Source organism: Kitasatospora sp. NBC_01302 (assembly GCF_035976515.1).
Lineage (GTDB): Bacteria > Actinomycetota > Actinomycetes > Streptomycetales > Streptomycetaceae > Kitasatospora.
On the sequence record NZ_CP108404.1, the window covers coordinates 2,596,154 to 2,609,511 of the forward strand.

The following is a 13,358-nucleotide window of genomic DNA, read 5'->3' on the forward strand; positions in this document are numbered from 1 at the left end:
TTCTAGCAAGGAGAAGATCCAGATCTTGGACTTCTGGTGGACGACGCAGCAGGCTGGACACCGGCAAACGAGACCAACCCGAACAAGGAGCCTGGTCATGACCGAGACCCGCGAACGCGCCCACACCCCCGAGGACTTGGCCCGCCTCTTCGTCGTCCGGGCGAACGCCGGCGACGCCGCCGGGCTCGCCGAGCTCTACGCGCCGGACGCCGTGCTCGCCTACCCGCCGGGCTCGGTGACGGTCGGCCGGGAGGCGATCCGCGCCGTCTGCGAGCGGATGCTCGAACACGCGCCGCGGCCCTTCGCGGTGGAGGAGCCGCTGCCCACCGTCCGGTACGGCGACCTGGCCCTCACCAGCACCCGCGCCGCCGACGGCACCGGTGGCCGGGTCCAGGTCAACCGGCAGCAGCTGGACGGCAGTTGGCTGCGGATCATGGACCGCCCGGAGACCCGGCCCGCCGACCCGACGACGTCGAAGGCGGTGGACTGACCGATGACGGTACTGATCGCGGGAGCCGGGATCGGCGGCCTGACCGCCGCGTTGAGCCTGCACGCCGCGGGCATCGAGGCGGCCGTGGTGGAGAGTTCGCGGGAGATCCGGCCGCTCGGGCCTGCCCGGGGCGTCGGCCTCAACCTGCAGCCGCACGCCGTGCGCGAGCTCACCGAGCTCGGGCTCGGCGAGGAGTTGGCCGCCATCGGCGTGGACTCGGTCGAGCTGGTGTACTGCGACCCGTCAGGGCGCCGGCTCTTCACCGAGCCGCGCGGCACGGCGCAGGGCTACCGCTGGCCCCAGTACGCCGTGCACCGAGGCGAGTTGCAGCTGATGCTGCTGGCGGCCGTGCGCGAGCGACTGGGCGCGGACGCGGTGCGCACCGGGGTCCGGCTGACCGGCTTCACCCAGGACGACGCCCAAGGCGTCGTCCGGACAGAGCTGTTGGACCGGGCGAGCGGTCGCACCGAGCAGACCGGGGCCGCGGCGCTGATCGGGGCGGACGGGCTGCACTCCGTGGTGCGAGCCCAACTCCACCCGCAGGGCGGAGCGTTGCTCTGGTCGGGGATCCGGATGTGGCGCGGGGTGACCTTGGCCGAGCCGTTCCTCACCGGCCGCTCGGCGGTGATCGTGCGCGACGGTGACGTGGAGATGATCGCCTACCCGATCGGCCAGGGCCGGATCAACTGGGTCTGCCAGGTGCGCACGGGCGAGCCCGGGCCGCTGGCGGGCGATGCGGCCCGGAGCCGGCCGGGAGCGCTGGCGGAGGTGCTGCCGTACTACCGCGACTGGGCGCTCGGCTGGCTCGACGTCCCCGGGCTGCTGGCCGGCGCCGAGGAGATCCTGGAGTACCCGATGGTCGACCGCGAGCCGCTGCCGTCCTGGGGCCGCGGCCGGGTGACGCTGCTCGGCGACGCCGCACACCCGATGTACCCGGTCGGGGCCAACGGTGCCTCGCAGGCCGTCGTCGACGCCCGGGTGCTCGCCCACGAGCTGGCGGGCGCCGCCGACCTGCCCACCGGCCTGGCGCGCTACGAGAGCGCGCGGCGCGAGGCCACCGCGGCCATCGTCCGGGCCAACCGCGCCATGCACCGGGACGGCGGACGCACCCCGCAGGAGCTGGCCCGGATCACCGCCGCCTACCGCAGCGCCACCGGCGGCGACGTCGCGGCGCTCAACAGTCGCGCCTCGCTCGACCCGCCCGCTCCCGCACCCGCAGATATGCCCACAAACCCCACAACCCCCTGGTCCTGACCCCGGCGACCTTGCATGATGGTCCCCGCACGGAGCGGACGGGGGGCGTCGCCGGCTCCTCTGCGCTCTCCCGTCACGGCGCCCCGCCCCTCGCCCCGCCGATCGCCGGAGAGCCCGTTGACCCCCTCGCCCGACCAACCGACCCCCGACCGATCGAGCCCCGACCACCCGACCCACGACGCCGCCCCGGCACTGGAGTTCGCCGGCCTGGTCAAGCGCTTCGGCGAGCACCTCGCGGTGGACCACATCGATCTGGTGGTGCCGAGGGGTTCGTTCTTCGGCCTGGTCGGCCCCAACGGCGCCGGCAAGACCACCAGCCTGTCGATGGCGGTGGGCCTGCTGCGTCCCGACGGCGGCTCGGCGCGGATCTTCGGCCGGGACGTCTGGCGCGACCCGGTGGCCGCCAAGTCGCTGATCGGCGTGCTGCCCGACGGCATGGCGCTGCCCGACCGGCTGACCGGCCGCGAGGTGCTCACCTACCTCGGCCTGCTGCGCGGCCTGCCCCGCCCGGTGGTCGAGGAGCGCGCCGACGAACTGCTGCGGGTGCTCGAACTCGACTCCGCCGAGAGCACGGTGGTGGTGGACTACTCCACCGGCATGCGCAAGAAGATCACGCTGGCCACCGCCCTGCTGCACGGCCCGAAGCTGCTGGTGCTGGACGAGCCGTTCGAGGCCGTCGACCCGGTCTCCGCGGCCACCATCCGCACCATCCTGCAGCGCTTCGTGGCCTCCGGCGGCTCGGTGGTCTTCTCCAGCCATGTGATGGCGGTGGTCGAGCGGCTCTGCGACCACGTCGCGGTGATCGCGGGCGGCCGGGTGGAGGCCTGCGGCACGCTGGACGAGGTGCGCGGCGGGCAGTCCCTGGAGGACGCCTTCGTACACCTGGTCGGCGCCCGCACCGGCGGAGCGGAGGGGCTGGCATGGTTGGCGTCCTGATCGAGATGCGCACGGCGATCCAGCGGCGCTCCGCCCAGGGCAGGCGCGGCTACGGCACGCTCGCCCTGCTGCTGGTGGTCACCCTGCTGGCCGTCAGCTCGCTGCTGGCCGGCTTCACCCACTACCGGCACCCCGGCGCCGGCACCGACGTGCTGGCCGTGCTCTGCTTCGGCTGGCTGCTCGGCTGGATCACCGGCCCGGTGCTCACCGGCGACGACGCCACCCTGCGGCTCGACTACTTCAAGCTGCTGCCGATCCCGCCCCGCAAGCTCGCCTTCGCCATGCTGGGAGCCGCCTTCACCAACGTCTCGCTCCTCTTCAGCCTGATCGCCTTCGGCGCGCTGGTGGCCTTCGGCGCCCAGTCGGGCGCCGGTCCGGCGCTGGTGGGCCTGGTCGCGGTGCTGCTGGAACTGGCGCTGGCCGTGGTCGCCTCCACGGTGGCGGTCGCGGTGCTCGGGCCGGCCGTCAGCTCGCGGCGCGGCCGTGACTTCGGCACCATGCTGATCGCGCTGGCGATCACCGGCCTGTCGCTGGCCTCCGGCTCGGTGCCGTTCCTGGCGGGCAAGCTGACGAGTGGTCGGTCGCCGGTGCTCTCCGCCGTGGTCCGGGCACTGCCCTCGGGCTGGGGTGCGCTGGCGGTGGACGCGGCCGGGCGCGGTGCCTGGGCCGAGAGCGCGCTGGCGCTGGCCGGGCTGGCCCTGCTGACCGGCGCCCTGGTGCTGGCCTGGCCGCCGCTGCTCGGCCGCCGCCTGGCGATGGCCCCCGGCGGACGCTCCCGCGCCACCGCCCGCGGCCGCACCCGCGCCACCCGCCGCCGCCCGCTGCTGCCCGCCACCGCGCTGGGCGCGGTGATCGGCAAGGAGCTGCGGCTGTACTCGCGTTCGATGCTGCGCAGCGTGCAGCTGATGATCGCCTTCCTGGTGGGCGTGCTGGTCTGCGTGGTCCCCGCGCTCAGCGGCGTGCGCCTGCTGCTGCCGTTCGCCGGCGTGCTCTTCACCGCGATCGCCGCCGCCTGCGCCACCAACCTCTACGGCGACGACGGCTCGGCGCTCTGGCTCATTCTGGTGATGCCGAACGTCGAACGGGCCGACGTCCGGGGCCGGCAGTGGGCCTGGCTGCTGGTCGTCGGACCAGCCGCGCTGCTGCTCACCATCGTGCTGACGGCGGTCAGCGGCCAGCGCTGGGCCTGGCCCTGGGCGCTGGCGGCCGAGCCCGCGCTGCTGCTCGGCGGGGCCGGCGTGCTGGTGCTGGTCTCGATCCTGACGGTCTTCCCGCTCACCGCGACCGGCGGCCCGACCCCGCCGCGCCAGCTCAAGGTGAACCTGATGCTCTTCGCCACCCTGCTGGTCACCCTCGCCCCGCCGCTGGTCCCGCTGATCGCCGGCGCGGCCACCGGCAGCGGGGCGTTGTCCTGGCTGGCGGTGCCCGTCGGCCTCGGCTGGGGCGCGCTGCTCTGCTGGGGTCTGGGCCGGCTCGCCCTGCGCCGGCTCGAACGGCGCGGGCCCGAGGTCTTCGCCCTGGTCCGCACGCCGGCCGGCTGAGCCCCGCTGGTCCATCGGTGGCGGCCCGGCGTTGCACCCCGACCGGCCTGCGGGCACTCGCAAGACTGGGCGGATGTCCCCTTCGAGCAACGTCTCCCGGCGCACCCTGACCACGGCGGCCGGCGCGGCGGCGCTGGCCGCGGCCGCCGGGCTCGCCGCCCGCCCGGCCCACGCGGCGGACGGCGACCCGGCAGCCACCGGACCGGCCGGCGAACCCGCCACCGGACCCGCCGACGAACCCGCGGCATCCGAGGCCACCGAGTTCCGCGGCATGTGGCTGACCACCGTCTCCAACCGCGACTGGCCCAGCCGGCCCGGCCTGTCGCCCGGGGCCCAGCAGCAGGAGCTGCTCGCCCTGCTCGACACCGCGGTCGACCACCGCCTCAACGCCGTCGTCCTGCAGGTCCGCGCCACGGCCGACGCACTCTGGCCCTCGCCGTACGAGCCGTGGGCGGCCGTGCTGACCGGTGACCAGGGCCGCGACCCCGGCTGGGACCCGCTGGACTTCGCCGTCCGCGAGGCGCACGCCCGGGACCTGGAGCTGCACGCCTGGTTCAACCCCTACCGGATCGCCACCCGGCCCGACCCCTCGCTGCTGGCGCCCGACCACCCGGCCCGGCAGCACCCCGACTGGGTCGTGCCGTACGCCGGCTCGCTGCTCTACAACCCGGGCCTGCCCGAGGTGCGCCGCTTCGTGCAGGACGCCATGCTCGACGCCGTCGCCCGCTACGACGTCGACGGCGTCCACTTCGACGACTACTTCTACCCCTACCCCGTGGCCGGTCACGACTTCGACGACGACGACGCCTACCGGCGCTACGGCGACGGGTTCACCGACCGGGCCGCCTGGCGGCGCGACAACGTCGACCGGCTGGTGCGGGAGACCGCGGGGCGGATCGCCGAGCTGAACCGCTCGCAGACCACCGGCTCGGGCCGGCCCCGGCGCCCGGTGCGGTTCGGGATCTCCCCGTTCGGCGTCTGGCGCGACCGCTCCGTCGACCCGCTGGGCTCCGACACCCACGGCGGCCTGTCCTCGTTCGACGACCTGTGCGCCGACACCCGCGGCTGGGTGCTGAGCGGCTGGCTCGACTACATCGCCCCGCAGCTCTACTGGTCGATCGGCTTCGCCACCTGCGACTACGCCGAGCTGGCCCCCTGGTGGGCCGAGCTGGTGCGCGGCACCGACACCCTGCTCTTCCTCGGCGAGGCGCTGTACAAGGCCGGCGATCCGGACCAGTCGGCGCCGTGGCAGGACCCGGCCGAGCTCTCCCGGCACCTGACCCTCACCCAGGACCTCCCCGAGGTGCGCGGCAACCTCTTCTTCACCGCCGGCGACGTGGCCGCGGACCGGATCGGGGCGATGCGACAGGTCGTCACCGACCACTACCGGACCCGGGTGCGACCGCCCCGCTGACGGGTGCGGGTGGCCGCGGTGGGCACCGCCGCTCCACCCGAGCGCCACAGCAGCCACACCCGCCCCTCCGCTACAGTCATGGGCCGACGCACCGCAGTCCTTGCGGTCCGTCAGTGCGCGCGGGGGCGCCGAACCGAGCTTCACGCTGCCCCCGCGACTGGATCATCCTTTTCATGGGGGAATTCGTTCTTATGCGTACCACGACGCTCCTGCGCGCCGCCGTTCCGACCGCGGCCGCGCTCACGCTGCTGCTGACCGGGTGCGGCCCGGACGAGACCACCGCCACCGGCAGCACCACCAGCGCCCCGGCCACCGCCACCAGCGCCCCGGCCTCGCACCCCGCCGTTGCCACGCCCAAGTCCCCGACCGGCGCGCCGTCCTCGCTGACCACCGCGAGCGCCTCGAAGTCCGCCGCCGCCCCGGCCGGCGACGCCTTCCCCGGTGCCCTGGCGGCCGGCGCGCAGGCCAACGGTGTCTTCACCGACCACCAGCAGGGCGACATCTCGCTCGCCATCGGCCCGGTGAAGGTCGTCAAGGGCGACATCGCCGACCTGGCCAAGTTCGACCTCAAGCCGGACCAGACCGCGGGCAAGACGCCGTACTACGTCTCGGTCAGCTACACCCACACCGGCGGCAACGGGATCTTCGAGCCGTACTTCAACCTCCAGCTGCGCGCGATGCTCGACGCCCAGAACCAGGCGCCCAAGCTCGACCTGCTGAGCTCGTTCCCCAAGTGCTCCAGCGACGTCCCGGTCGGCGGCGCCAACTTCGTCAAGGGCCAGACCGAGCACGAGTGCGCGGTCTACCTCGCCCCGAGCGACAAGCCGATCACGTACATCCTGTGGATGAACAAGGACAACACCCCGCTGGCCTGGAAGGCCGGCTGACACCGTGACGGCCTCGCCACCCACCACCGTGGGTCGCGAGGCCGTCCGCCGTCCCTCTGTGGGGTCAGGCCCCGTTGCGCGCCTCGGCCTGCTCCTGGAGCAGGCCGGCGATCCGGGCCAGGTCGTTGCCGATGTCGATGATGCCGTTGATGTCCGTACTGGGCGCGGAGGCGCCGTTCACGGCCAGGTAGAAGGTGTGCAGGCACCCGTGGCCCGCGTCGAGGTAGCCGCCGATGGTCATCGCGCCGGCCGCCAGGCGGTTGTTGAGCGCGTCGAGCCCGGCCACGGCGCCGGTCTTGGCCCACACCTTGCCCTTGCCCGGACAGGTCGCGGACCCCGCGCACACGTCGGCCAGCAGGCCGTCCACCCCGAGGATCGGCTGCGCCAGCCGGAACCGGGTCGCGTCCGGCGTGCCCTGCCAGTAGTGCAGCAACTGGTCGATCACCCGCGGGGTGACCCGGTCGACCGGGTTCCCGCCGCGCCCGTCCAGCAGTTGGGCCTGGGCCGGATCGATGCCGGCCAGCTTCAGGAAGTCGTTCAGCACCGGGAAGCCGTCGATGCACTAATGGCTGCCGGCCGTGACGGCCATCAGGCAGACGGCCACGTTCGCCCCCAGGTTGTGGCTGACCTTGAAGATCAGCCGCGCGTACTGCGCGTACTCCGGCGAGACGTAGGCGGCCACCCGCTGCGTGCCGTCGTAGGAGTCGGGCAGCAGGCCGGTGGGGTTCGGTCCGGTCGGCGGGGCCGTCACCGTGACGCCCGAGCGAGCCGCTAGGTGTACTGACCACGGAGGTTGGTGACAGAGCTCACGGCTGGGTGATCTTGAAATGAGTGAGGGCCTTCTGGCTCGGTGTGGATTGCGACATCTGCACCGACTTCAGAAAGGCCCTCATGCCACACCGTAACGCACCGCTGACCGAGACCGGACGCCTGCGCCTGGCCCGCTGCGTGGTCGAGGACGGCTGGCCCCTGCGTCGGGCCGCCGAACGCTTCCAGGTCTCGCCGACCACGGCCAAGCGCTGGGCCGACCGCTACCGCGCACTGGGCGAGGCCGGCATGACCGACAGGTCCAGCCGACCCCACCACAGCCCCCGCCGGACCCCGACCCGCACCGAGCGGCGGATCATCAAGGTCCGCGTCCTGCGGCGCTGGGGCCCGGCCCGCATCGCCTACCTGCTGCGGCTCAACCCGGCCACCGTGCACCGGGTCCTGACCCGCTACCGCCTCGCCCGCCTGGCCCACCTCGACCGCGCCACAAGTCGGCCGATCCGACGCTACGAACACAGCGCACCTGGCGAGTTGGTCCACGTCGACATCAAGAAGCTCGGCAACATCCCCGACGGCGGCGGCCACAAAACCCTGGGCCGCCAGGCCGGCCGCAAGACCCGCTCCGGTGCCGGATACAGCTACCTGCACAACGCCGTGGACGACCACTCCCGCCTGGCCTACAGCGAGATCCTGGCCGACGAACGCAAGGAGACCGCCGCAGCGTTCTGGACCCGGGCGAACGAGTTCCTCGCCCGGGCCGGGATCACCGTGAAGCGCGTGCTGACCGACAACGGCTCCTGCTACAAGTCCCACCCCTGGCGCGACGTCCTCGCGGCGGCCGGGATCACCCACAAGCGCACCCGGCCCTACCGCCCGCAGACCAACGGCAAGGTCGAACGCTTCAACCGCACCCTGCTCGACGAATGGGCCTACGCAAGGCCCTACCGCACCGAGCAGGAACGACGCGACGCCTACCCCACCTGGCTCCACACCTACAATCACCACCGCGGACACACCGCACTCGCAGGCAAGCCACCCGCCAGCCGCGTCCCCAACCTCACGGGTCAGTACACCTAGCCGTCCAGCAGGTCGAGCTGCACGAACGGGTCGTGGTGCAGCTGCTCGAAGGGCACGCCCGTGCGGTGCAGCACCCGGGCGGCGGCCCTGATCATCGGCGCCGGGCCGCTGAGGTAGGCGTCCGGCTGCTGCCACGGGCCGGACTCCGCCAGCGCCTCCACCAGCGAGCGCCTGGTCAGCCGGGCGTCCTCGTCCGAGATCGCCGCCCGCACGGTGAGCCAGCGGTGGCGCTGGGAAAGCCGCAGCAGGTCCTCCAGCCCGTACAGCTCCTGCGCCGTGCGAGCGCCCACGAACAGGTCCACCCGCCGCTGCGCGCCGTCCAGCAGGGCCTGCTCGACCAGCGCGCGGATCACCGCGAGCCCGGTGCCGCCCGCCACGCACACCACGTCCCGGTGCGAGGCCGGGTCGATGGCCAGCTCGCCCAGCGGCATGCCCAGCCGCAGCACGTCGCCGACCACGGCCTGTCCCACCAGCGCGCTGCTGATCCGGCCGCCGGGCACCGCGCGGACGTAGAAGGTGATGGTCCCGTCCGGCCGCGGGGCGTTGGCGGGCGAGAAGTAGCGCCAGACCTTCGGCCGCCAGGGCGTCTCCACGCTGACGAACTGCCCGCCGGTGAACGTGTACGGCTGCTCGGGCCGCACCGTGATCTCCGCGAGGTCGGGTCCGCGCCGCACGTGCTGCACGATCGGCGCGTGCCACACCGCGGGCCGCCGGGCCGCGTCGGCCACCGCCGCCTGGTCCATCGCCTGGGCGGCCATGCCGTAGGCGCGGGTCCAGGCGCTCGCCACCTGCGGCGTCCAGGCCGGGCCCGCGAAGTGCTCCAGGGTGTCCAGCAGGCACTCGCCGACCGCCGCGTAATGTCCGCTCAGCGTGCCGAACTTGCGGTGGTCGCGCCCCAGGTCACCACAGAAGCGCGCCAGGTTCGCCGGGTCGTCCACCAGGTCGACGATCAGCAGCAGCGCCCGCACCAGCCGGTCGTGCTGGACGTCCATGTCCGGCGGGAACAGCTCGCGCACCTGCGGATACCGGCTGAACAGCGTCCCGTAGAAGCGCACCGGCAGCGCCGCCGCGTGCGGCTCCACCGCCGCCCGGCTCGCCCGGATCAGCCCGATGTCGTGCCCCGACAGCCCCGCCCCGGCCGCTCCCGGCTCAGGCGCCGCCGCCACGGCCGACGGAGCAGCCTGCGGCATCGCCACCGGATTCGTGGGCGCGACGACATCACCGGTGGAACGCCTGGCGCGAAACCTCACTGGACGACTCTCCCATCGAACTCTTCGCGCCTGGAACCATTTGCCGCAGGGCAGGAAACGACGACATTCTGCCCATAGGGCCGATCGGGTCGACAACCATCACTTGGTGAAGTGTTTGTGAATGGCCAACCCCATTGCTACGCCTACCAGTACGGCCACCAGCCGGTCCGGGGTTCACCTGATGTCAATCCACGCGCGTAGCACGGCAGCACTATTGGCGAATTTGACGGTGGGTCACAATATCCAGAACGACGCATTCCGCTTACCGTCCCATTCCGACGGAATCCGCCCGGCCGTGGGCGCCCGTGCACGCCTTGCCGGCCTCGCCCGACCTGCCCGACCTGCCTGACCTGCCTGACCTGCCCGCCGATACCCCGGGCTCGCGCGGTGGTAGCAGAATGCACCCCATGCTGATCTCGATGTTGGGGCCGCTGGAGGTCCGGGCCGACGCCGGTGGTGGCGGGGGCGCTCGGATCGAGGTGGGGGGCGCGCGGCTGCGGGCGTTGCTGATCGTGCTCGCACTGGAGCCGGGGCGGGTGGTGTCGGCGGAGTCGCTGATCGACGGGATCTGGGACCAGGACCCGCCGATGGGTGCGGCCAACGCGCTGCAGGCGCTGGTGTCGCGGCTGCGGCGGGCGCTGCCGGTGGCGGTCGAGTCGCACCCGGCCGGCTACCGACTGGTGGTGGAGCCGGACGCGGTGGACGTGATCCGCTTCGAGCGGCTGGCCGCCGACGGCCGGGCCGCCCTGGAGCGGGACACCGGCGCGGCGGCGCGGCTGCTGCGCGAGGCGCTGGAGCTGTGGCGCGGGCCGGCGCTGCTGGAGGTCGCGGGCGCCGACTTCTTCCGCGGTCCGGTGGCCCGGCTCTCCGAGCTGCGGGTGGCGGCGCTGGAGGACCGCGTCGAGGCGGACCTGCGGCTGGGCCACGGCCGCGAGCTGACCGGCGAGCTGGCCGCGCTGGTGGCCGAATACCCCCTGCGGGAGCGGCTGGTGGGCGCGCTGATGCGGGCGCTGGTCGCGTCCGGGCGCCCGGCCGAGGCACTGACCGCCTACGAGCGGGCCCGGGAGGTGCTCGCCGACGAACTCGGCGCCGACCCCTCGCCGGAACTGTCCGCACTGCACACCGCCTTGCTGCGCGGCGAGCTCGCGACCAGTGCCCAGCCGGCACCGGCGCCGGCACCGGCGCCCCCGCCCGCGCCGCGCGGGCCGCTGACCAACCTGCGGGCCGGGCTGGCCAGTTTCGTCGGCCGCGAGGAGGACCTCGCCCAGGTGAGCCGGCTGGTCGGCGAGCACCGGCTCACCACGCTCACCGGGCCGGGCGGCGCCGGAAAGACCCGGCTGTCGATCGAGGCTGCCCGCCCGCTGCTCGACCGGTTTCCGGACGGCGTCTGGCTGGTGGAGCTGGCGCCGCTCACCGACGGCGCCGACCTGCCGCAGGCCGTGCTCGCCGCACTGGGCCCGCGCGAGCAGGCGCAGGCGGGCGGGACGCCGCTGGACCGCCTGCGCGCCGTGCTGCGCTCCCGCGAGACGCTGCTGCTGCTGGACAACTGCGAGCACCTGATCGAGGCCGCCGCGGAGTTGGTCGACCAGGTGCTCGGCGAGTGCCCGGGGCTGCGGATCCTGGCCACCAGCCGCGAGCCGCTGGGCCTGACCGGCGAGGCGCTCTGGCCGGTGCGGCAGCTCGCGCTGCCCGCGCCGGACGCGGGGGTGGCCGAGGCGCTGGGCTCCCCCGCCGTGCGACTGCTGGAGGACCGGGCGGCCACCGCCGGCTCCGGCTTCACCGTGAGCGAGCAGACCGTGGCGGCCGTCGGCCGGATCTGCCGCGCGGTGGACGGCATGCCGCTGGCGATCGAGCTGGCCGCGGCCCGGCTGCGCACGATGAGCGCCGAGCAGGTGGCCGCCCGCCTGGACGACCGGTTCCGGCTGCTGACCGGCGGCGCCCGCACCGCACCGCGCCAGCACCGCACGCTGCGCGCGGTGGTCGACTGGAGCTGGGAGCTGCTCAGCGAGGCGGAGCGGATCCTGCTGCGCCGACTGGCCGTCTTCGCCGGCGGCGCCACCCTGGAGGCGGCCGAGCAGGTCTGCGCGGACCGCGCCGGCAGCGGTCTGAAGCAGGAAGTCGACCAGGCCGACGTCCTGGACCTGATCAGCTCGCTCACCGACAAGTCGCTCCTGGTCGCCACCGGCGACGGCCGCTACCGGATGCTGGAGACGATCAAGGCGTACGGCCTGGAGAAGCTGACCGAGGCCGGCGAACGGGAGACCGTGCGCCGCGCCCACGCCGACTGGTTCGCCGAACTGGCCGAACGGGCGGACCCGTACCTGCACCGGGCCGAGCAGCTGGAGTGGCTGGCCCTGCTCGCCGCCGACCACGACAACCTCACCGCCGCCCTGCGCGGTGCGCTCGCGGCGGGCGAGGCCCGGTCGGCGGTGCGGCTGGTGGCGGGCTGCGGCTGGTACTGGTGGCTCAGCGGCCATAAGGCCGAGGGCGCCGAACTGGCCGCCCGGGCGCTGGCACTGCCGGACGGTGAGCAGGACGAGGCGCGGGCCGTCGCCTGCGCGGTCACCGTGATGCTGGCCATGGCCGGGCTCGGCGACGAGCGCCAGATCGTCGAGCTCCTGCACGAGGCCCAGCTGCTCGCCGAACTGACCGGCAGCCGCAACCCGATCGTGCGCTTCGCCCGGCCGCTCAACCAGCTGCTGGTGCGCGACGAGGAGCCCGGCGCGGTGGTCCGGGTCTGGGACGAACTGGCCGACGAGGCCGCCGACGAGGATCCCTGGGTCCTTGCCTCCGCCCGGTTGGAGGGCGCCCGCGCACTCCTCAACATCGGCGGCCCACCGGCCGAGGCGGAGCACCGGATCCGCGCCTCGCTGGCCGGGTTCCGCGCCATCGGCGAACGCTGGGGCATCTCCTTCGCGCTGAGCGTGCTGGCCGACCTCATCGCCCGGCGCGGCGACCACGCCGCCGCGGTCGACCTGTACGAGCAGGCCATCGCCGTCACCACCGAACTCGGCGGCATCGAGGACCGCCTGCACACCCAGGGCCGGCAGGCCGAGTTGCGCTGGCTGCTCGGCGACCGGGTGGGCAGTGCCTCCGTCCTGGCGCAGGCCGAGCGCGAGGCCCGCACGCTGCCCTGGACCGACGCGCTCGCCGGACTGGCCCACTCCACGGCCGAGATCGCCCGCTGGTCCGGCCGCACCGCCGACGCCCGCGCCGAGCTGGCCCGGGCCGACGAGATCACCCGGAGCATCGTCGTGCACCCGGTGTTCCGCGCGATGCTGCTCGACTCACTGGCCCATCTCGACGCCACGGACGGCGACTTGACGGCCGCCCGCACCCACCGCCGCACGGCCCTCGACCTCGCCCTGACGGCCGGCCACGCCCCCACCATCGCCCAGACCCTGGTCGGCCTCGCGGACCAGGCGCTGCGCCAGGGCAGTCCCTCCCAGGCCGCCCGACTCCTCGCCGCCGCCCACGCGGTCCGCGGCGGCCCCGACCTCTCCCGCCCCGACGCCCCCAGAGTTGAAGCCGCCACCCGCACCGCCCTCGGCGACCACTACGCCGAGGCAGCCCGCGCAGGCGCCGCGGTGACCTCGGGAACGGCGGGCCTGACCCCGGCGACGCCGGCGGCGGTGCGGGAGCTGGCGGCCGTCACCCTCGCCGGTTCTGCTGCCCCGGGTGGCGCCGGGGACTGAGGCCCGGTCAGCGGGAGGTCCGGCCGGAACCTCCGGTGCCTGACCG

General features: G+C 74.2%; 11 protein-coding genes. 8 read left to right on the top strand and 3 right to left on the bottom strand.

What is annotated here, in order from left to right; translation table 11 throughout:
• Positions 1–97 precede the first annotated feature (97 nt).
• From OG294_RS10915 to OG294_RS10940, 6 genes are all read left to right on the top strand, one after another.
• On the top strand, positions 98–490 hold the full coding sequence (locus OG294_RS10915; protein WP_327066276.1) for a YybH family protein: 393 nt from the start codon (positions 98–100) through the stop codon (positions 488–490).
• 3 nt (positions 491–493) lie between these two features.
• Positions 494–1,744 (top strand): flavin-dependent oxidoreductase, encoded by a 1,251-nt coding sequence (locus OG294_RS10920; protein WP_327066277.1) that lies wholly within the window; start codon positions 494–496, stop codon positions 1,742–1,744.
• Between the two features lie 117 nt (positions 1,745–1,861).
• The gene (locus OG294_RS10925; RefSeq protein ID WP_442789135.1) at positions 1,862–2,680 is read left to right on the top strand and encodes an ABC transporter ATP-binding protein; all 819 of its coding nucleotides are present in this window, start codon (positions 1,862–1,864) and stop codon (positions 2,678–2,680) included.
• Positions 2,665–4,221 (top strand): hypothetical protein, encoded by a 1,557-nt coding sequence (locus tag OG294_RS10930; protein ID WP_327066278.1) that lies wholly within the window; start codon positions 2,665–2,667, stop codon positions 4,219–4,221. Before OG294_RS10925 ends, OG294_RS10930 begins: the two co-directional genes overlap by 16 nt.
• 73 nt (positions 4,222–4,294) lie before the next feature.
• Positions 4,295–5,635: a glycoside hydrolase family 10 protein gene (locus OG294_RS10935; protein WP_327066279.1), complete on the top strand. Its 1,341-nt coding sequence runs from the start codon at positions 4,295–4,297 to the stop codon at positions 5,633–5,635.
• Positions 5,636–5,826: 191 nt separating this feature from the next.
• On the top strand, positions 5,827–6,522 hold the full coding sequence (locus OG294_RS10940) for a hypothetical protein (protein ID WP_327066280.1): 696 nt from the start codon (positions 5,827–5,829) through the stop codon (positions 6,520–6,522).
• Between the two features lie 64 nt (positions 6,523–6,586).
• On the opposite strand, the gene OG294_RS10945 is transcribed toward OG294_RS10940, so the two are convergent.
• Positions 6,587–7,066 (bottom strand): D-alanyl-D-alanine carboxypeptidase, encoded by a 480-nt coding sequence (locus OG294_RS10945; RefSeq protein WP_327066281.1) that lies wholly within the window; start codon positions 7,064–7,066, stop codon positions 6,587–6,589.
• Between the two features lie 18 nt (positions 7,067–7,084).
• Positions 7,085–7,273: a hypothetical protein gene (locus OG294_RS10950; RefSeq protein ID WP_327066282.1), complete on the bottom strand. Its 189-nt coding sequence runs from the start codon at positions 7,271–7,273 to the stop codon at positions 7,085–7,087.
• 140 nt (positions 7,274–7,413) lie between these two features.
• Between OG294_RS10950 and OG294_RS10955 the strand changes: the two genes are divergently transcribed.
• Entirely contained in the window at positions 7,414–8,367 is a 954-nt protein-coding gene (locus OG294_RS10955) for an IS481 family transposase (RefSeq protein ID WP_327066283.1), read from the top strand.
• Here OG294_RS10955 and OG294_RS10960 read toward each other — a convergent pair.
• Positions 8,364–9,533 carry a globin domain-containing protein gene (locus tag OG294_RS10960; RefSeq protein ID WP_327066284.1) on the bottom strand — a complete coding sequence of 390 codons (1,170 nt, stop codon included), beginning with the start codon at positions 9,531–9,533 and terminating at the stop codon, positions 8,364–8,366. The two genes, OG294_RS10955 and OG294_RS10960, sit on opposite strands and share 4 nt — an antisense overlap.
• A gap of 491 nt (positions 9,534–10,024) precedes the next feature.
• On the opposite strand from OG294_RS10960, the gene OG294_RS10965 reads away from it, so the two are divergent.
• Positions 10,025–13,312 (top strand): BTAD domain-containing putative transcriptional regulator, encoded by a 3,288-nt coding sequence (locus OG294_RS10965; protein WP_327066285.1) that lies wholly within the window; start codon positions 10,025–10,027, stop codon positions 13,310–13,312.
• The last annotated feature ends 46 nt before the right edge of the window (positions 13,313–13,358 follow it).